This is a genomic window from Citrobacter sp. C1 (genome assembly GCF_014596895.2).
GTDB classification, from domain to species: domain Bacteria; phylum Pseudomonadota; class Gammaproteobacteria; order Enterobacterales; family Enterobacteriaceae; genus Citrobacter; species Citrobacter gillenii.
Window position 1 is genome coordinate 3222851 of record NZ_CP115035.1, and the last position, 18228, is coordinate 3241078.

Below are 18228 nucleotides of genomic sequence, written 5' to 3' on the forward strand. Positions count from 1 at the left end.
GGTCGGCTTTTTTATTTCTTATCGATTTGTTTCATTCCCGTCAGCTGCGGCATCACATCCTTCATCAGCGCCAGAAATTTACGCAGTCGGACCGGATAATAACGCGCCCAGGGATACACCAGATGCACCGGCAGCGATGCCGCAGGCCAGTCTGCGAATAACTCGACTAAACGCCCGTGAACAATATCTTCTTCCACCATCCAGCTTGACACAATGGCTACCCCCAGCCCTGCCAGAGCCGCATTTCTGGCAACATAAATACTGTCCGTGCTTAATCGGGGAGAGATATTTATCGTGATGGGTTCATTTCGCTGTTGATGGCGCAGCGACACACTATGCTGATAAAACGTGTTTACAGCAATCCACGGCAGCGTTGATAACTGTTCGGGATGCGTAGTATCGCCATACTGCGCCAGCAATGCCGGGCTGGCCACAATGCTTCGGGGCACTTCGGCCAGCAGAACGGAGACCGTTGCCGGATCAACTTCCGCACCCACTCGGATCGCGCAATCAATATTGTCGCTAAGGAAATCCACCGTTTTGTCATTGAGCATCCACTCCACCGATAACTGCGGATAACGGGCCAGAAATTGCAGCAGCGGTTCAAGCAGTTGTTGCTGACCAAACGCATGAGGCGCTCGTACCCGCAGCGTACCGACGGGTTCATCCTCCGTGATATTCAGCCCATCTTCCAGCGCTAACCAGGCATCGATAATATGCTTAGCATGCTGATATCCCCGCTCTCCGTCATCGGTCAATTTCATCGCGTGGGTGGTGCGTAAAATCAGTTTCACACCCAGCAGCGTTTCCAGGGATTGCAGTCTCCGACTGACGGTCGCCTGGGTGGTCCCCATCTGTTTTGCCGCCGCAGAGAGCGATCCTGCCTCAACGATGCGCACAAACGTCCGCATCAGCTCCACTCTGTCTATACGCTCATTTTTCAAGATAACCACTTTCATCATACGTCAAACGTATAACTGTTTTACCACCACGCCCGCTACCGTGCCAATGAGCGAAAGATAAAAATAGCCGTACATCCTGTGATTGAGGAATCATTTGTGAACACATCTACCGCACTTTCCCGTTGGGTCATCTTTGTACTGGCACTTGGCGCCGGTTTCAGCGTGGCGGCTATCTACTATGCCCAGCCTCTTCTGCCGCTGATCGGTCAGGACCTGACCTTAAGTCTCACCGGTATGGGGCTGGTGCCGACGCTTACCCAGGCCGGGTACGCGCTGGGGATTTTGTTTCTCTTGCCGCTTGGCGACCGCTATGACCGCCGGACTTTAATCTTGCTGAAAAGCATCTCACTTGCCGTGCTGCTTCTGGCCTGCAGCTTTAGCGGGCAACTGCATTCACTGCTGTTGATTAGCTTGCTGATGGGAATGGCGGCAACCATGGCACAGGACATCGTTCCCGCAGCAGCCATACTCGCCCCCGCGGGGAAACAGGGAAAAACGGTCGGTACGGTGATGACCGGCCTGTTGCTGGGCATTTTGCTCTCCCGCACCGTCAGTGGTCTGGTGGGCGAAGCGTTTGGCTGGCGCGAGATGTATCAACTCGCCGCCATCAGTATTGCCATTATTACTGTGGTGATGTGGAAAATGCTGCCTCACTTTGCGGCCAATTCCACGCTGAGCTATCCGTCGTTAATGCTCTCAATGGCCAAACTCTGGCAACGGTATCCTGTACTGCGCCGGGCGGCGCTGGCACAGGGATTCCTTTCAATTGCCTTCAGTGCCTTCTGGTCAACGCTGGCGGTGATGTTATCCGAGCATTATCACATGGGCAGCGCAGTAGCCGGGGGTTTTGGTATTGCAGGAGCAGCAGGTGCGCTTGCCGCACCGCTAGCTGGACATCTTGCAGACAGAGTTGGCGGCGAAAAGGTCACGCAACTGGGGGCATTATTAGTGACGCTTTCTTTCGCGCTGATGTTTTTACTGCCCGCCCTGCCGGTTGAGGGACAGTGGCTGCTAATAGCCCTTTCTGCGGTCGGCTTTGATCTTGGGCTACAATCCAGCCTGGTGGCTCACCAGAATCTGGTCTATAGCCTTGAGCCTCAGGCGCGGGGCCGCCTGAACGCCCTACTGTTTACCCTGGTGTTCATTGGCATGGCGTTGGGTTCAGTTCTCGGCACCCAAGTTTACGCCCTGGCAAACTGGCAAGGCGTTGTCGGGTTGGCAACCGTCAGCGGTGCGATTGCTCTGATGATCAGACTGACAGGTAACACTGTGGTGAGTCGGACAAAAACGGCCTAAAAAAATGCCCGCGCCGGGGTGTAAGTGGCGCGGGCAGACAAACATATCCAGTTTCATGATATGTTTCAAAAAAAGGCGTTAACGATTTAACTGGAACAACGACATTCCCTGCATATCGGTAAACGCTTTATAGGATGCCTGCAGCGCAGCCTGCTGCATAACATAGGACGAAATCGCTGCGTTCCAGTCGACATCCACCAGGTTACTCATCTGCTGAGTTTGCCCTAATGCGCGATCGGTACCCAGTGAATCCAGCGAGCTCAACTCACTGAGTTGTGTGCCTAATTCAGCACGCACAGACAGGACGTTATTAAGCGAGTTCTTCAGGCCACGGCTGGTTTTATCAATAGCGGCTGCCGCTTTATCTTTTGCCACATCATCCCCAGCAACCGGCGTTTTGAGGGCATCAATAGCGGTATCCAGCATTTTGAACAGGCTCTTTTCCTGGGTTCCACCCGCGGGTTCCGGCACCGCATTACTGGTCAATTCGGCAAATATTTTATCCCCGGTATGGCCAATCACCATGGTACGGGCAGCATCGACCTGCTGGGTCACGTTTTGGGTTCCGCCAGTATAGGTACCATCAGCCTGGGCAAATGGTGCACTTTCTGTTTTATATCCACCGAAAATATAGCGCCCGTTGCCATCGGTGCTGTTCGCCAGGTTCATCAGCTGATCGCGGATCCCCTGTAAATCAGTTGCCAACGATGCACGGTCATCATCACTTAACGTCCCGTTAGCAGCATGGACAATTTTTTCCTGCGCGCTCTGAATAGCCGTCGTTACCTGTCCCAACACGTTTTCTTCCAGTGAGACTTTTTGCGTGGCGAAAGAGCGCGCCAGCGTGTACTGGCTGTTTTGTGCCTGAGCCTGAGACAGCACCACGGCCTGTGAGGCGGCAATCGGATCGTCAGACGGATTAATGACCCGTTTACCCGTCGACATTTGCTCGCCGAATTTCATCCATTCCGCCTGAGAGTTGGTGATGCCACGCATGTTCTGCTGGTACATCATCTGGGTACTGATACGCATTGATTCCCTCTCCCTTAGCGAATATTAATCAGTGCATCAAACAACGCATTAGCGGTTTGCAGCACCTGGGCGTTAGCCAGGTAGTACTGCTGATAGCGCTGCAAATTGCCGTACTCTTCGTCGAGATTCACCCCGGAGATGGACTGCTGCTGATTAGAGAGCTGCGTGACCACGTTGTTTTGCGTGGTGCTGCTGGTTTTCAGCGTCGCGGTTTTGTTACCGACATCGCTTACCAGCGTGGCATAGGCATCGTTGAAGGTTTTATTCCCGACGGTGGCCTTATTTTGTAGATCCAACAGTTTCTGACCGTTACGGTTGTCGCTTGCGCCCGTCTCCGCAGCAGGATCGGTCTTTTTCTCTGACGCCATGGCAATTTTTGACTCGTCGGTCACCATCACTTTCATATTGACGATGGCGTCGCTAACCGGCTTCAGAATAAAACTGTCATTATCGTTAGCTCCGGTTGGTTTATTCGTCACCGTCACTTTCAGGCCATCAATATCCAGTTTACCGCTGGCATCCGGTTTTGCTTCAAACGTCGTATTATCCGCCAGGCGCGTGACTTGCCATTTGCCACCGTTAAACACAACTTTATAGTCAGTCGCCTGCACTTTCGAACTATCATCAACTTCAGCGGTTAACTCCGCTTTGCCGGTGTTTTTAGCATTACTGGTCACCGACGGATCGCCGATAGCAAAGAAATCCTTACCCGCAACACCATCAGTATCAAAACCGGCTTTATGCTGTGTGTTAAAGGCGTCGGCAAAAGCCAGTGCCAATTGGCCCAGCGTATTACGCGTCTGGTCCAGTTCCTGAGAGCGAAACGTCAGCAACCCACCCAGTGAGCCGGTATTGAGCAGTTTTTCTGGAATTTCAATATTACCCGCAACCCCATCGACATAGGCCACGGTGGTGCGGGTGGTATCGGCACTGGACGGTACGGCAGCAAGCTGACGTGCGCTACTGCCCTGCACCAGCGAATAGCCATTCGCCATGGTGACGTTATAGGTGGCGCCGTCTTGAACGCTGACTTCAACGCCGACAATCTTGTTTAATTCGCTCACCAACTGGTCGCGCTGGTCCAGCAGATCGTTCGGTGAAGCGCCCGCGCCGACGCCGGTCAGACGAGAGATTTGATCGTTGAGACTGGCAATTTGCTTCGAGTAGTTATTGATCTGGTCAACACTGGCGGAAATCGCGGTATTAACCTGTTTATCCTGATCGCGCAGATACTGATCGGTGGTTTTAAACTGGTTGACTAAGCCGTCTGCTTTGCCAATCAATGCCTGACGCGCCGCCGGGTCTTCTGCGTTACTGACCAACGTTTGTAAGCTGGTGAAAAAGCCCTGCATCGAGGTAGAAATAGAGCTGGTCTTGCTGGCGAGCAGGTTATCGATTTTCGACATTTGCTCATAACGCGTTGTCAGACCGCTGCTTTGGTTCTGCGCAGCGCGTAACTGATTACTGATAAATGAATCATACTCACGCTGCACGCCAGAAACATAGACGCCATTGCCAACCCAGCCCCCCGCACCCAGCGTGCTGTTTGCTTGCGCCATAATGGTCGTCTGGCGGGTATACCCTGCCACGTTATAGCTGGAGATGTTATTACTGGCTGTGTTCAACGCGGCCTGCGCTGCGCTAAGACCACTCATGGCGTTGTTAATCAAGCTGGACATGGAGGTTCCTTGTAATCCTTCAATACTCGTTATTATCGGCAGCGGATGGGTAGACTTGAGTTATTTAAAACAGATTGTCGAGATTGCTACTGTAAGTTTTACTCACTTTCTCGCTCATCGACTTCAGCTGCTGGATCATGGTGGTTAATTTACGCGCATAGTGCGGATCGGTGGCGTAGCCTGCATTCTGCAAGGCCTGCGCACCCTGTTCGGCAGTCGCCGCACCGGTTACCGCGGCGTAGCGCGGATTACGCGATATCAGCCCGACATAATCCGACAGCGCCTCAAGGTACGAGCTATAGACACGGAATCGGGCTTTCACTTTTTTCGCCTCACCGTTTTCATATTCGGTAGTGGTGATTTCAGTGGTCGGCCCTTTCCAGCTCCCCGAAGCCTTCACGCCGAAAATGTTAAAGCTCGGCTCACCGTTCTCACGGCGGATTTGGCGTTGCCCCCAGCCGGATTCCAGCGCCGCCTGTGCCAGGATCAGATGATGCGGTACCCCGCTTTGTTGACTCGCCAGTTTTGCTGGTAGCGATAGCTGAGCAAGGAAGTCTTTACTGTCGCCCGACAGCGGTTCATCGTTTCCTTCCGTCGCTTTCGGTAGCGCTTTACGCACCATCTGCGTCAGTGCCTGGTTTTGATAGCTGGTCACCGTTTCCAGTGAAAACTTCATCGGTACCTGCGGTGCATCATCCGCAGGCGTCCCCTGGCCTTCGGTCATCTGCTTAACCATCATTTCAGCCAGCCCCAGACCTTTGCCTGCTGTCATCTGCTGGGCTACCTGCTGGTCATACATGCTGGTGTACAAGCGCGTCGAGTCGCTGCTAAAGACGCCATCTTTTGGCAGCGCTTCACGCATGCTTTTCAGCATCATCTGGACAAACATCCCTTCAACCTGGCGGGCGACCGGGCGGATATTTGCCGCCGGATCCTGACCCGCCTTCGCTTTCAGTTCGTTCAGCGATTGCGCATCCCAGGCGGCGCTGGTCAGCAGTTTGCTGTCGCCAATCATCAGATAATTTCCAGTTTGGCGCGTAAACAACCCGCACTTTGCATGGATTGCAGAATTGACATCAAATCCATTGGCGTGGCACCGAGCGCATTGAGGGCGCGAACCACATTGTTCAGATTGGCGCTGGAGCGCACGCTCTGCAATGAGCCGCCGCTTTGACGCATATCGATTTGGGTTTGCGGGGTAACCACGGTTTGCCCACCGCCAAACGGCGTATCGGGCTGACTAACGTTGGCCTGGCGATTCACCGTGATAGACAAGTTGCCCTGCGCAACCGCGCAACTGTCCAACGTAACTTCGCGGTTCATCACTACCGATCCCGTACGGGAGTTGATAATCACCTTCGCATCCTGCGGCGTTACGTTCACTTCTATATTCTGGATATCAGCGAGGAAGCGCACCTGTGAGCTATTGCCGCTCGGCACACGCACCTGAATCGTACGCGCATCCAGCGCCGTGGCGCTGCCAAACCCACGCGAACGGTTAATGGTGTCGGTTATCTGCTGTGCCAGGGTGAAGTCTTCATTATTCAGCTGCAGATTGAGGGTGTTTCCGCCACCAAACTGGCTAGGAAGTTCGCGTTCAATAGTGGCCCCGTTGGTGATCCGCCCACCATTGAGTTGGTTCACCTGAACGCTACTGCCGCCCGCCGCAGCACCGGCGCCGCCGACTAAAATATTGCCCTGCGCCAGCGCATACACCTGGCTATCAACCCCTTTCATCGGGGTCATCAGCAGCGTCCCGCCGCGCAGGCTTTTGGCATTACCCATTGAAGAGACCACAACGTCAATGGTTTGTCCCTGACGTCCAAACGCCGGAAAGGATGCAGTCACCATCACCGCCGCCACGTTTTTCAACTGCATATTGGTGCCGGTCGGCACGGTGATCCCCAGTTGAGAGAGCATGTTATTGAGCGTTTGGGTGGTGAACGGCGTCTGGGTGGTCTGGTCACCCGTGCCGTCCAGCCCCACCACCAGCCCGTAGCCAATCAGCGAGTTTTCACGCACACCCTGAACGCTGGTCAGATCGCGAATACGATCGGCATGGGCCAATGTAGTTGCCAGCATCAGGACCATTGCAACAAGAGTTTTAAACACAGAAAGCCTCGCTTACATCGGTGACAAATTAAGGAAGAAACGCTGCAACCAGCCCATATTCTGCGCTTCGTTGATATAGCCGTTACCGACATACTCAATACGTGCATCCGCCACCTGGGTTGACGGAACAGAGTTGCTGCCGCTGATGGTGCGCGGGTTAACCACCCCGGAGAAGCGGATAAATTCAGTGCCCTGGTTTATGGCGATCTGCTTTTCACCCACAACGTGTAAATTGCCGTTGACCAGAACCTGATCGACGGTCACGGTCAGCGTACCGCTAAAGGTGTTACGGGCATTGGCGCCACCTTTACCGTTAAAGGAGTTCCCACCGGACGCTTCTACGTCAGCACGCTCGTTGCCAAACAGTCCCTGCAGGTAGCGCGGCACCGTGTCGAAACCAAAGTTTGTTTTGCCATCACGGCTGGCGTTAGCAGAAGAGCTTTTGCTCGCACTGACGTTTTCCTGCAATACGATAGTTAGCGTATCGCCAACATTGCGCGGACGGCGGTCTTCAAATAGCGGCTGGTAGCCATAGTTAACTGGCTGCGCAGACTGAAAAATTGATCCATTCGCCACCGGCGTTGGGCCAGGTATCGGCTGGGCAGAGGTCGCCCCCTGAACCAGCGGCGTGGCCGGGATCCAGGCACATCCTGTCAGTGACACCACCAGCAGGGCCGTAATCGGATATGGGTGAAGCGCGTTTTTTCGCATTGCCTTCATCTTCTACATCAGTGTGCCGGTGAGGTTTTCACCCCACCGGACAACACGTTAGAGTTGCGTCAGTTTTTGCAGCATCTGATCGGTAGTCGACACCGCTTTGCTGTTGATTTCGTAAGCACGTTGAACCTGGATCATATTCACCAGCTCTTCCGCCACGTTGACGTTAGAGGTTTCAACATAGCCCTGATACAGCAGACCCGCACCGTTAAGCCCTGGCGTGCTCTCGTTCGGCGCACCTGAAGATTGCGTCTCGGTGTACAGGTTCTCACCAATGCTTTCCAGGCCGGTATCGTTCATAAAGGTGGTCAGGTTGAGCTGGCCTACCTGTACCGGCGCCGCCTGTCCTTGCTGGGTTACGCTGACGATGCCATCACGCCCGATAGTGATGCTGAGCGAGTTCGCTGGAATGGTGATCGCTGGCTGAACCTGAAAACCGCCTGCCGTCACCAGTTGGCCGTTCTGATCCACCTGGAAAGAGCCGTCACGCGTATAAGCAGAAGTACCATCCGGCAACATGACCTGGAAAAAACCCTGGCCTTTAATCGCCACATCTTTGCTGTTATTGGTCTGTGACAGGTTGCCCTGACTGTGTAAACGCTCGGTCGCCACCGGACGCACACCGGTACCGATTTGCAAACCCGAAGGCAGTACGGTCTGTTCAGAAGACTGCGCGCCCGGTTGACGAATCGTCTGGTACAACAGATCTTCAAACACCGCACGCTGACGCTTGAAACCATTGGTGCTGACGTTTGCCAGGTTGTTGGCAATCACATCCATGTTGGTTTGCTGTGCATCCAGGCCGGTTTTGGCGATCCATAATGAACTGATCATAAAATGTCCTGTATTAACTCATCGACAGCAGTTGGTTGGCGCGACCCGCGTTATCATCCACGCTACTGATAATCTTCATCTGCATTTCGAAGCGACGGGCGCTGGCGATCATGTCGCTCATCGCGGCAACCGGTTTGACGTTACTGCCCTCCAGCACGCCCGACATCACGCGGATGCTGGGATCGGCCGGAAGCGTCGGGCCACGGGTCGCCTGTGCCGCCGCGCTCAGACGGAACATACCGTCATCACCACGCTGCACTTCACTTCCCGTCGCCTTCACCAGCTTCAGACGCCCGACAGGCGCCACGGTATTCGCCGGATCGCCTGGGTTCAGCGCAGAAATCGTCCCGTCAGCAGCAATGGTGATTTCTGAACCTTCCGGTACCGCTATTGGCCCGGCTTCGCCAATCACCGGGTGTCCCTGAATGGTCAGTTCACCGGTGGGGCTTACCTGAATTGCGCCATTACGGGTGTACCCTTCACTGCCGTTAGCGGTCTGCACCGCCAGCCAACCGTCCTGTTGCAGCGCAACGTCCAGCGGGCGGGAGGTGTAGTCCATCTGACCTGGCGTCATATCAGCCCCTGGCGTGGAGGCCACCACCAGCGTACGCGTCGGTAAAGAGAGCCCTTCAACCGGCACCGCACGCAGCGCATTAAGCTGCGCGCGGAAACCCGGCGTTGAGGCGTTTGCCAGGTTGCTGGCCGTCACCGCCTGTTGGTTCAGCGTCTGACTGGCCGCGCCCATGGCGGTATAAATTGCGTGATCCATTAAGCCATCCCGTCAAGCGCTTAGCGCAGGTTGACCAGCGTGTTGAGGATCTGATCCTGGGTTTTGATGGTCTGCGCGTTCGACTGATAGTTACGCTGGGCGACGATCATGTTCACCAGTTCTTTACTCAAATCCACGTTCGATGCTTCCAGCGCGCCGTTCGTCAGCTTGCCGAAGTTACCGGTGCCCGCGGTGCCCAGCAGCGCGACGCCAGAAGACTGTGTCGCGGCCCAGACGTTATCGCCCTGAGAAGCCAGACCTTCGTTGTTGGCAAAGTTAGCCAGCACGATCTGTCCCAGAAGTTGCTTCTGTTCGTTGGAGTAGTTACCCACCACCGTGCCGTCATCGTTAATCTGGTAGCTCACCAGATCGCCCGGTTTGTAGCCGTTCTGATTCGTCGCAACGATGTTATTGGCGCCGGTATTCTGCTGCATGGAATTGAGGAAACTCAGAGAGAAACCCGCAGGGACCGCGCCATTGATAGCACCGGTGGTTATCTGAATTTGCGGCTGGGCGTTGGCGGGGCCTTCCACAGGGATTTTTGGCCCTGTAGGATTTAACGGATCAACCGGAACGGTCCCAGGAATATAGTTATTCACCGAGGCCAGCGTGCCATTAGCGCTGAAGTTCATCACCGCATTTTTAGTCGCGGGAGAACCCGCCACGCTGGCATCCTGGGTGTAAACATCCCATTTGTTATCCGTCGTTTTGACATAAAAAACATTCATGTCATGGGCATTACCCTGACTATCAAATACGGTCACGGTGCCTTTTTTGTTGTACGAGTCCGCATCACTTGCGCTAAAAGGTTTATTCGCCGGAATCTTGTCAGTGGAGTTCAGGTTGATCTGCATAGACGCGGTGGTCGTGGATTTCGCCGCCATCAGCGTATTCGGAATCGTGATCGGTGCCGGGTTTGCGCCCTGCTGTACCGTCGGCGGCGTGCCGGTGGCCGGATAACCCGTCAACTGCAGCCCCTGCATGTTGACGATATTACGGTTTTCATCGAGCTTGAACTGACCGTTTCGGCTGAAGAAAACAGACCCATTGCTGTCGACCATACGGAAGAAACCGTTCTGGCTAATGGCAACGTCCAGCCCACGGCCGGTGTTGGTAGTAGTGCCATCGGTAAAGTCCTGGGTAATACCCGCAACTTTAACGCCCAGGCCCACTTTAGAACCGGCAAACATATCCGCAAAGGAAGCGGTACCGGATTTAAACCCGTAGGTCGCGGAGTTGGCGATGTTGTTACCGATGACATCGAGGTTGGTCGCTGCAGCGTTCAGACCGCTGACCGCTTGAGAAAAGGCCATGACTTACTCCTGATAAGTGTGAAGGCTTAGATGATCTGCCGTACTTCGTCGAGGGTGGTGGTTCCATAGGTGCCGAGGTCCAGCGTGTTACCGCCGTTGCTGCGAATAACCCCCTGCACCAACGCAAACTGAAGTGGCTGCGCCACAAGCTGCGTCCCCCCATTGCTGGCGGATATCGCCACGTTGTAGGAACCGCTTGGGGCCGCCGTGCCATCCGTCATGGTGCCGTCCCAGGTGAAGGTGTGAACCCCCGCCTTCAGCTCACCAATATCGATCGTGCGCACGACCTTGCCGTCTTTATCGGTAATGGTGGCAGTGACCTTATCGGCTGGCTGCTGCAGCTCAACGCCAAACGGTGTCGTGGTGGTGGTCGCCCCCTCTTCCGTCCCTTTCCCGGTCAGGATCGTGGTACCTGGAATCATCACGCCATGACCAATCAAGGTACTGGCCTGCAGCGACTGACTGTTGTCTATCTGTCCAGAAATCGACCCCAGCGTAGTATTCAGCTTCTCAATCCCGCTGACGGTACTGATTTGCGCCAGCTGGGTGGTGAGTTCGTTGTTTTGCAAGGGGTTGGTCGGATCCTGGTTTTTCAGCTGCGCGACTAACAGCGTCAGAAAGCTGCTTTGCAGATCGGCGGCATTGCTGCCCGTCAGTGAACTGTTGTTACTGGCTGCATTCACGCCCGTGCTGCTCGGGTCATTCATTTTTACCGAAATTGACATGTGCGGCTCCTTTACTGGCCTAGCGTCAGCGTTTTAAGCATCAAACTTTTTACGGTATTGAGCACTTCGACGTTTGCCTGATAGCTGCGTGAGGCTGACATGGTGTTGACCATCTCTCCGACCACATCCACATTGGGCATTTTGACGTAACCGTTCGCATCGGCCAGCGGATTACCCGGTTCATAAACCAGCTTGTCCGGCGCCTGGCTCTCAATCACATCAGCGACTTTTACGCCACCGGTAGCCGCACCCGGCGCGGCGTTAACCTGAAAAACAACCTGCTTCGCGCGATACGGTTGACCGTCAGGTCCCGTCACGCTGTCCGCATTCGCCATATTGCTCGCCGCCACATTCAGGCGCTGGGATTGCGCGGTCAGCGCCGAACCTGCGATATCAAAAATATTTAACAACGCCACGAATTAGTTCCCTCCTTGCAGCACGGTCATCATGCCCTTGATTTGTCCACCCAATGCGGTGAGCCCCATCTGATACTTCAGACTGTTATCGGCAAACTGCGTACGCTCGCGGTCCATATCCACCGTATTGCCATCCAGCGACGGTTGGTCCGGAATGCGATAAAGCAACTCCGTCGAAGGTGCAGAAAGTGTCTGGGCCGGAATATGTTGTGCAGAGGTCAGCGTCAACGAGACACCGCCGGTTTCTTCCCGTCCACGCACCATGACTTTTTTTAATTCACTGGCGAAATCCAGGTCGCGCGCCTGATACCCCGGCGTGTCGGCGTTGGCAATGTTGGCCGCTAATACTTCCTGGCGTTGGGCGCGCAGATTCAGCGCTTCCTGTTGAAAACGTAAGGCGGCGTCGAGCTTATCGAGCATATCTCCTCCGCAAATGACAAAATTCAGCCGACAGCTTAAATCCCATTACGCGCGCGTTATCGCTGGAATAAGCGCAAAATGCGTCGCTATTTGTTGCGTTGATGGCGGCGTCACACAGGTAAAATCCAGCCACAGCCTGAAAAAGCGAGAGGTATTGATGCAAACGTTCAAACGCGGAATAGCGGTGGTCGCACTGCTGTTCAGCCCCCTGACGCTGGCGCAAGACCTGAATTCGCAGCTTACGGCGTGGTTTTCCGAGCGACTGGCAGGGTTCAGTGACGAGGTGGTCGTTACCCTCCGGACCCCACCCAACCTGCTGCCTGCCTGTGAGCAACCGGCACTCAGCGTGGCCGGTAGCGCGAAGTTATGGGGCAATGTGAATGTGCTGGCGAGATGTGGCAATGAAAAACGTTACCTACAGGTGAACGTGCAGGCCACGGGCGACTACGTGGTTGCCGCTGCCCCCATCGCCCGGGGAAGCGCGCTTAACTCAGCCAGCGTAACACTAAAACGCGGTCGTCTGGACCAACTGCCGCCACGTACCGTGCTGGACATTAACCAGGTGCAGGAAGCGGTGAGTCTGCGTGATGTGGTCGCTGGCCAGCCGATCCAGCTCACCATGCTGCGTCAAGCATGGCGGATAAAAGCGGGTCAGCGCGTGCTGGTTATCGCCAATGGAGACGGTTTTCGCGTGAATGCGGAAGGTAAGGCGCTGAATAATGCGGCGGTTGCCCAGAACGCCAGGGTACGGATGCTTTCAGGCCAGGTCGTCAGCGGCGTCGTCGATTCTGATGGGAATATTCTTATTAACCTATAATAGGTTAAAGATTTTTTTGCGGATGCCGATAGATAATCAACCAATGATTAAAGCGGGCCGCTATAGCGTAACCCCTCGATGAGGATAAAAAAAATGAGTATTGATCGTACCTCACCATTGAAGCCAGTTAGTACTGTCCAGCCGCGCGAAGCCAGCGACACGTTGGTCCAAAAAACGCGTAAGGAAAAAACGTCCACGACCAACAGCACTAGCGTCATGTTGAGCGACGCGCAGGCAAAGCTGATGCAACCCGGCACCAACGACATCAATATGGAGCGCGTCGAAGCACTGAAAACCGCCATCCGTAACGGTGAGTTGAAAATGGATACCGGAAAAATTGCCGACTCGCTGATCCGCGAGGCGCAGAGCTACTTACAGAGTAAATAAAGTATGACGCGTTTGTCAGAAATACTTGATCAGATGACGACTGTCCTGAATGACCTGAAAACGGTGATGGATGCTGAGCAGCAGCAACTTTCCGCAGGCCACATTCACGGTAGCCAGCTACAGCGTATTACAGAAGAAAAAAGTTCTTTGCTGGCAACCCTGGATTACCTGGAGCAGCAGCGACGTCTTGAGCACGACGCGACGCGCAGCGCTAATGATGATATTGCCCAACGCTGGCAGACGATTACCACTAAAACGCAGCATTTACGCGATCTCAACCAGCATAATGGTTGGCTGTTGGAAGGACAAATCGAGCGCAATCAACAGGCGCTCGAGGTGCTTAAACCGCATCAGGAACCCACGCTTTATGGCGCTAACGGCCAAACATCTTCAGCCCATCGCGGCGGAAAGAAGTTCTCAATTTGACGAATGCCTGACGGCTCGTAGCTTTCAGGCCTGCGTGTTTTGCAGGCCGGATAAGGTGCTCCCCTCATCCGGCAGTATGTTCATTATGCCGTTCGGCGCACAAACTCTTTCACTTTAAAGCCCAGCACGGCCAGCGCGGCAAAGTAAGCAGTAATGCCGACCAACACCACCGCCATTAAGCGCAGCAGACGCCACAGCATCGTCCCCTGAGACCACTCCGGCATAATGTACAGCATCCCCACCAGCGCCGCAGACATCACCAGCACAGAGATCACCAGACGCGCCAGGAACCAGGCCCAACCCGGCTGTGGGGTGAATATTTTCTGTTTACGCAACTGCCAGTACAGCAGCGAGGCGTTCAGACAGGCCGCCAGACCGATCGACAGCGACAGCCCGGCATGTTTCAACGGACCGATAAACGCCAGGTTCATCACCTGGGTCATAATCAGCGTCACGATGGCAATTTTCACCGGCGTTTTAATGTCCTGACGGGAATAAAATCCGGGGGCCAATACTTTCACCACGATCAGGCCAATCAGGCCGACCGAATACGCTACCAGCGCGCGCTGGGTCATGGACGCATCAAAAGCGGTAAACTTACCGTACTGGAACAATGAAACCGTCAGCGGCTTTGCCAGGATCCCCAATGCCACCGCACTGGGCAAAGCAAGCAGGAAGCACAGGCGTAAACCCCAGTCCATCAGGCGACAATATTCATCATGGTTACCGCTGGAAAAACTTTTTGACAGCGAGGGCAGCAGAATAGTGCCCAGCGCGACGCCCAGAACACCTGACGGGAACTCCATCAAACGGTCAGCGTAGTACATCCAGGAAACCGAACCTGAAGCCAGAAATGACGCGAAAATCGTGTTGATAATCAGAGAAATCTGGCTGACGGAAACGCCGAGGATCGCCGGCCCCATCTGCTTCACTACGCGCATCGCGCCCGCATCACGAAAATTCACGCGCGGCAGCACCAGCATGCCAATTTTCTTCAAGTGCGGAAGCTGATAAACCAGTTGCAGCACACCACCGACGGTCACGGCCCATGCCAGCGCCAGCACCGGCGGATTAAAATACGGAGCGGCAAACAGCGCAAAACCGATCATGCTGATGTTGAGAAACGTCGGCGCAAACGCCGGAATAGAGAAACGGTTCCAGGTATTCAGAATCGCACCCGCCAACGAGGCGAGCGAAATCAACAGAATATAAGGAAAGGTTATCTGCAACAGCTGGGTAGTCAGCGTAAATTTGTCAGCAGTATCGGCAAAGCCTGGCGCGGTGACCATGATCACCCACGGCGCGGCAAGCATCCCGGCAACCGTCACAACGGCCAACGCCAGCGTCAGCAAGCCAGACACGTAGGAGACAAACACGCGGGTGGCGTCTTCGCCCTGCTTACTTTTGTATTCAGCCAGAATAGGGACAAATGCCTGAGAAAATGCGCCTTCAGCAAAAATTCGACGCAGCAGGTTAGGAAGTTTGAAGGCCACAAAAAAGGCATCGGTCGCCATCCCTGCACCAAAGATTCTGGCGACGATCGCATCACGCGCAAAACCCAGCACGCGTGAGAACATCGTCATTGAGCTGACGGCTGCCAGTGACTTTAATAAATTCATCTATGTTGTATTCCAGACTCTGAGGCAAAACCCCGTATAACCAACATCGCCATCCGGCAATGTCACTGTGCCTGATGGCGACGCCGCAGCGTCTTATCAGGCCTACAAGCCAGCCTATGGTTGAAAAGAGGTGTTATTTTGAGTGGGCATATATACCCGTAATACTTCAAGCTGCATGTGCGTTGGCTGCGCTCGCTCACCCGAATCACTTACCTGAGTAAGCTCAACGGAATTCACTCCCTTGCCGCCTGCCTGCAACTCGAATTATTTTGGGTATAGTACCTGGATTATGCTGAATTACTACCGCCAGATGTTACAGGGGGTTATTCGTCCATCGCATCCCGCCACAGCTTTTCCACCACGCGCTGCGCCAGAATAGCCTGCTCACCCGCTGTCTCAGGAACTGTCTGATTTTGCACGCATTCAATAAAATGGCGCGCACATCCGGTAAAGCCTCGCTGCTCCAGCGTCGTTTGCCAGCCGGGTATCGGTTGCTGAACGACACCGTGTCCGCGCTCCTCACGCCATTCACGCATATCCGTGACATCAATTAACCCACCGTCGATAACCGCCTGCACGCTCTCGCGCTGACTGCCCGCACGGCGATGCATACTGGTCGTTATCTGCAGCCGGTCGACGCAGAAATGGTGTTCTGCATACAGCATTGCTCCGGACTCGTTGGTTAACAGCGTGCCGCTATTTAGCTGTGCCTTTCCCCCTGCCAGCCACAGCGCGGTGTCCACCACATGCAGATAGTCATCCAGCAGCGTAAAACGCAGATCGTGTGGCCCGACGCTATCGCTGCGATGCTTATCCATGCGGATGGAGGCCGGCTGGCTTAACTGCGACTTTAACTCGCGATACAGCGGCGCAAACCGGCGGTTAAATCCGACCATCAACGTCAGTTTTTTTCGCGCCGCCAGCTCCACCAGTTGTTCCGCATCACGCAGGTTTTCTGCCAGCGGTTTATCCACGCAAACGTGGACCCCGGCATGAAGCAATTCGCTGACTACCGCATGGTGCGTCGCAGTACTGGAGTGTACGAAAACCGCATCACAGGTTGCCGCCAGGTTTTGTAATGAATCAACATACGGCATGCGCCAGGCTGCACAAATCCGTTCTGCTTTCTCACGCGAAGGTGACCAGGCCCCCTGTAACGTCCAGTCCGCAGCGGCGCCCAACACGGGTAGCCAGGCCTTTTGCGCGATGCCGCCCAACCCGACGACACCGATACGAAGTTTTTTCACGTTACTCTCCCAGATGCGCCAGCAAGGATTCGAGCCGCTGTTTTAACTCAGCGACTTCGCTTTCCAGCACCTCAACGCGCGCCTGCAAATCGCTGGATGCCGCCTGAGGCTCATCGGCGGTTGTCACCATCGTCAGATCGACGTCGCCACAGAACAGATGCATATAGCGGCTTTCGCGTTTTCCCGGTTCACGCGCCAGACGGACCACGTAAGGACCATCTTCGCGGGTGGCCAGCTGTTCCAGCGTTGACTCCACTTCCGCCACATCGCTGAATTCATACATGCGGGATGCGCGACTACGCAGTTCGCCCGGCGTCTGCGCACCGCGCAGTAACAGCGTGGTGATCAAAGCCACCTCACCGGCGCTGAGCTTAAGGTTACCAAACTCTGAATTGCAGAAGCGCTGTTCGTACTTGGTCACACGATTGCCGAATCCGCTCACCGTACGCAAGAAATGGCGTTTCACCAGATTATCGAGCTGATCCTGCACCTCCGATTCCGACAGGTTCATCACCGGTTCACGATTAGTTTTTTGGTTGCAGGCGGTCACGACACCATTCACGGAGAGCGGATATTGTTCCGGCGTAGTTACCTGTTTTTCCAGCAAACAGCCAATCACGCGTGCTTCGGTAGCGGTTAATTCATATTTCATCGTCTTCTCCATTCATCAGCCAATACAGCTGAAACTTAGCGACCGGGGGTCCATTCTGATGTTGTTAACGCCGTCAGCACATGATCGCGCCACTGCCCATCTATCAGCAGATAGTCTTTGGCATAACCTTCTTTTTCAAATCCAAGCCGCGCCAGCAAATCGCCGCTACGTTTATTGTGTGGCATATAGTTCGCCATAATGCGATGAATATGCTGCGTACGCTGCATATAGCGAATGGCTGCAACCAATGCCTCGTACATCAATCCCTGCCCTTGCCACTTTTGCGCAATGGAATAGCCGAGATAGCAGGCGTGAAACGATCCACGCACAACGTTGGAGAAATTTGCAACACCGATAATCTCTTTCTCTTCCGGGTCGAGCAGCGCAAAGTAATAGGCAGAGCCTTGTTTATGAAACTCGGTGATCATACTCAGACGCGCCTGCCAGCCAGAGGGATAGCAGTGGCTTTCATCGCGAATAGGCTCCCAGGGCTTTAAGAAATGACGATTCTCTGCGTAATAATCTGCCAGACGCCAGGCATCACGCTCATGCACTAAACGCACGACCAGGCGGTCCGTGGTTAAGCGCACTTTTGGCACGTTACTGCGATAGCCAAACATTCTATACCTACTCCTTCCCGCACCGTTTTCAATACGCTATTCGCGATACTATACCTGTACAAATATGCCCGATGAAAAGAGCAAAACACCATTTCTTGAATTATTCACACATTTTGATGAAAACTCTCTATCAAGACCGACTTTTGATAAAAAAATATTGTCCCGCCGAGGGTGGGAAAAGGTCA

General features: G+C 54.4%; 20 protein-coding genes. 4 read left to right on the forward strand and 16 right to left on the reverse strand.

Annotation, left to right across the window (positions count from 1 at the left end):
- Positions 1–11: 11 nt before the first annotated feature.
- On the reverse strand, positions 12–947 hold the full coding sequence (locus IB214_RS15675) for a LysR family transcriptional regulator (protein ID WP_164496610.1): 936 nt from the start codon (positions 945–947) through the stop codon (positions 12–14).
- Between the two features lie 111 nt (positions 948–1058).
- Between IB214_RS15675 and IB214_RS15680 the strand changes: the two genes are divergently transcribed.
- Positions 1059–2258, forward strand: coding sequence for an MFS transporter (locus IB214_RS15680; RefSeq protein WP_115258862.1), 1200 nt, complete (start codon positions 1059–1061; stop codon positions 2256–2258).
- A gap of 78 nt (positions 2259–2336) precedes the next feature.
- Here IB214_RS15680 and flgL read toward each other — a convergent pair whose 3' ends face one another.
- The 11 genes from flgL to flgB all read right to left on the reverse strand — a co-directional run bounded on the left by flgL (position 2337) and on the right by flgB (position 12275).
- Positions 2337–3290 (reverse strand): flagellar hook-associated protein FlgL, encoded by a 954-nt coding sequence (gene flgL, locus IB214_RS15685; protein WP_115258863.1) that lies wholly within the window; start codon positions 3288–3290, stop codon positions 2337–2339.
- A gap of 14 nt (positions 3291–3304) precedes the next feature.
- Positions 3305–4969 carry a flagellar hook-associated protein FlgK gene (gene flgK / locus IB214_RS15690; protein WP_117341765.1) on the reverse strand — a complete coding sequence of 555 codons (1665 nt, stop codon included), beginning with the start codon at positions 4967–4969 and terminating at the stop codon, positions 3305–3307.
- Between the two features lie 64 nt (positions 4970–5033).
- Positions 5034–5984 carry a flagellar assembly peptidoglycan hydrolase FlgJ gene (flgJ, locus tag IB214_RS15695; protein ID WP_117341764.1) on the reverse strand — a complete coding sequence of 317 codons (951 nt, stop codon included), beginning with the start codon at positions 5982–5984 and terminating at the stop codon, positions 5034–5036.
- Positions 5984–7081: a flagellar basal body P-ring protein FlgI gene (locus IB214_RS15700; RefSeq protein WP_096757557.1), complete on the reverse strand. Its 1098-nt coding sequence runs from the start codon at positions 7079–7081 to the stop codon at positions 5984–5986. The genes flgJ and IB214_RS15700 overlap by 1 nt, the downstream gene beginning before the upstream one ends.
- A 12-nt stretch (positions 7082–7093) precedes the next feature.
- A complete protein-coding gene (locus IB214_RS15705) occupies positions 7094–7792 on the reverse strand; it encodes a flagellar basal body L-ring protein FlgH (protein ID WP_096757558.1) in 699 nt (232 codons plus the stop codon).
- Between the two features lie 57 nt (positions 7793–7849).
- Entirely contained in the window at positions 7850–8632 is a 783-nt protein-coding gene (gene flgG, locus IB214_RS15710) for a flagellar basal-body rod protein FlgG (RefSeq protein ID WP_045441663.1), read from the reverse strand.
- 13 nt (positions 8633–8645) lie between these two features.
- A complete protein-coding gene (locus IB214_RS15715; RefSeq protein WP_096757559.1) occupies positions 8646–9401 on the reverse strand; it encodes a flagellar basal body rod protein FlgF in 756 nt (251 codons plus the stop codon).
- 20 nt (positions 9402–9421) lie between these two features.
- The gene (gene flgE / locus IB214_RS15720) at positions 9422–10714 is read right to left on the reverse strand and encodes a flagellar hook protein FlgE (RefSeq protein WP_115258867.1); all 1293 of its coding nucleotides are present in this window, start codon (positions 10712–10714) and stop codon (positions 9422–9424) included.
- 26 nt (positions 10715–10740) lie between these two features.
- Complete coding sequence (flgD, locus tag IB214_RS15725) at positions 10741–11439, reverse strand: flagellar hook assembly protein FlgD (protein WP_115258868.1); 699 nt, start codon at positions 11437–11439, stop codon at positions 10741–10743.
- A gap of 11 nt (positions 11440–11450) precedes the next feature.
- The gene (gene flgC / locus IB214_RS15730; protein WP_096757562.1) at positions 11451–11855 is read right to left on the reverse strand and encodes a flagellar basal body rod protein FlgC; all 405 of its coding nucleotides are present in this window, start codon (positions 11853–11855) and stop codon (positions 11451–11453) included.
- A gap of 3 nt (positions 11856–11858) precedes the next feature.
- Positions 11859–12275 (reverse strand): flagellar basal body rod protein FlgB, encoded by a 417-nt coding sequence (gene flgB, locus IB214_RS15735; protein WP_096757563.1) that lies wholly within the window; start codon positions 12273–12275, stop codon positions 11859–11861.
- Positions 12276–12432: 157 nt separating this feature from the next.
- On the opposite strand from flgB, the gene flgA reads away from it, so the two are divergent.
- The 3 genes from flgA to flgN all read left to right on the forward strand — a co-directional run bounded on the left by flgA (position 12433) and on the right by flgN (position 13905).
- Positions 12433–13092 (forward strand): flagellar basal body P-ring formation chaperone FlgA, encoded by a 660-nt coding sequence (gene flgA, locus IB214_RS15740; protein WP_115258869.1) that lies wholly within the window; start codon positions 12433–12435, stop codon positions 13090–13092.
- Positions 13093–13185: 93 nt separating this feature from the next.
- Positions 13186–13479 carry a flagellar biosynthesis anti-sigma factor FlgM gene (gene flgM, locus IB214_RS15745; protein WP_096757564.1) on the forward strand — a complete coding sequence of 98 codons (294 nt, stop codon included), beginning with the start codon at positions 13186–13188 and terminating at the stop codon, positions 13477–13479.
- Between the two features lie 3 nt (positions 13480–13482).
- Entirely contained in the window at positions 13483–13905 is a 423-nt protein-coding gene (flgN, locus tag IB214_RS15750; RefSeq protein ID WP_115258870.1) for a flagella biosynthesis chaperone FlgN, read from the forward strand.
- 83 nt (positions 13906–13988) lie between these two features.
- Here flgN and murJ read toward each other — a convergent pair whose 3' ends face one another.
- The 4 genes from murJ to rimJ all read right to left on the reverse strand — a co-directional run bounded on the left by murJ (position 13989) and on the right by rimJ (position 18043).
- A complete protein-coding gene (gene murJ / locus IB214_RS15755) occupies positions 13989–15524 on the reverse strand; it encodes a murein biosynthesis integral membrane protein MurJ (protein ID WP_096757566.1) in 1536 nt (511 codons plus the stop codon).
- A gap of 323 nt (positions 15525–15847) precedes the next feature.
- Positions 15848–16771: a Gfo/Idh/MocA family oxidoreductase gene (locus tag IB214_RS15760; protein ID WP_096757567.1), complete on the reverse strand. Its 924-nt coding sequence runs from the start codon at positions 16769–16771 to the stop codon at positions 15848–15850.
- A gap of 1 nt (position 16772) precedes the next feature.
- The gene (locus IB214_RS15765) at positions 16773–17423 is read right to left on the reverse strand and encodes a YceH family protein (protein WP_096757568.1); all 651 of its coding nucleotides are present in this window, start codon (positions 17421–17423) and stop codon (positions 16773–16775) included.
- Between the two features lie 35 nt (positions 17424–17458).
- The gene (gene rimJ / locus IB214_RS15770; protein ID WP_115258871.1) at positions 17459–18043 is read right to left on the reverse strand and encodes a ribosomal protein S5-alanine N-acetyltransferase; all 585 of its coding nucleotides are present in this window, start codon (positions 18041–18043) and stop codon (positions 17459–17461) included.
- Positions 18044–18228 lie beyond the last annotated feature (185 nt).

Bases quoted from the DNA above. Each gene is read 5' to 3' on its own strand.
- flgL (WP_115258863.1), bottom strand. From the start codon at position 3,290: ATGCGTATCAGTACCCAGATGATGTACCAGCAGAACATGCGTGGCATC.
- flgK (WP_117341765.1), bottom strand. From the start codon at position 4,969: ATGTCCAGCTTGATTAACAACGCCATGAGTGGTCTTAGCGCAGCGCAG.
- flgJ (WP_117341764.1), bottom strand. From the start codon at position 5,984: ATGATTGGCGACAGCAAACTGCTGACCAGCGCCGCCTGGGATGCGCAA.
- IB214_RS15705 (WP_096757558.1), bottom strand. From the start codon at position 7,792: ATGCGAAAAAACGCGCTTCACCCATATCCGATTACGGCCCTGCTGGTG.
- flgG (WP_045441663.1), bottom strand. From the start codon at position 8,632: ATGATCAGTTCATTATGGATCGCCAAAACCGGCCTGGATGCACAGCAA.
- IB214_RS15715 (WP_096757559.1), bottom strand. From the start codon at position 9,401: ATGGATCACGCAATTTATACCGCCATGGGCGCGGCCAGTCAGACGCTG.
- flgE (WP_115258867.1), bottom strand. From the start codon at position 10,714: ATGGCCTTTTCTCAAGCGGTCAGCGGTCTGAACGCTGCAGCGACCAAC.
- flgD (WP_115258868.1), bottom strand. From the start codon at position 11,439: ATGTCAATTTCGGTAAAAATGAATGACCCGAGCAGCACGGGCGTGAAT.
- flgB (WP_096757563.1), bottom strand. From the start codon at position 12,275: ATGCTCGATAAGCTCGACGCCGCCTTACGTTTTCAACAGGAAGCGCTG.
- flgA (WP_115258869.1), top strand. From the start codon at position 12,433: ATGCAAACGTTCAAACGCGGAATAGCGGTGGTCGCACTGCTGTTCAGC.
- flgM (WP_096757564.1), top strand. From the start codon at position 13,186: ATGAGTATTGATCGTACCTCACCATTGAAGCCAGTTAGTACTGTCCAG.
- flgN (WP_115258870.1), top strand. From the start codon at position 13,483: ATGACGCGTTTGTCAGAAATACTTGATCAGATGACGACTGTCCTGAAT.
- murJ (WP_096757566.1), bottom strand. From the start codon at position 15,524: ATGAATTTATTAAAGTCACTGGCAGCCGTCAGCTCAATGACGATGTTC.
- IB214_RS15765 (WP_096757568.1), bottom strand. From the start codon at position 17,423: ATGAAATATGAATTAACCGCTACCGAAGCACGCGTGATTGGCTGTTTG.
- rimJ (WP_115258871.1), bottom strand. From the start codon at position 18,043: ATGTTTGGCTATCGCAGTAACGTGCCAAAAGTGCGCTTAACCACGGAC.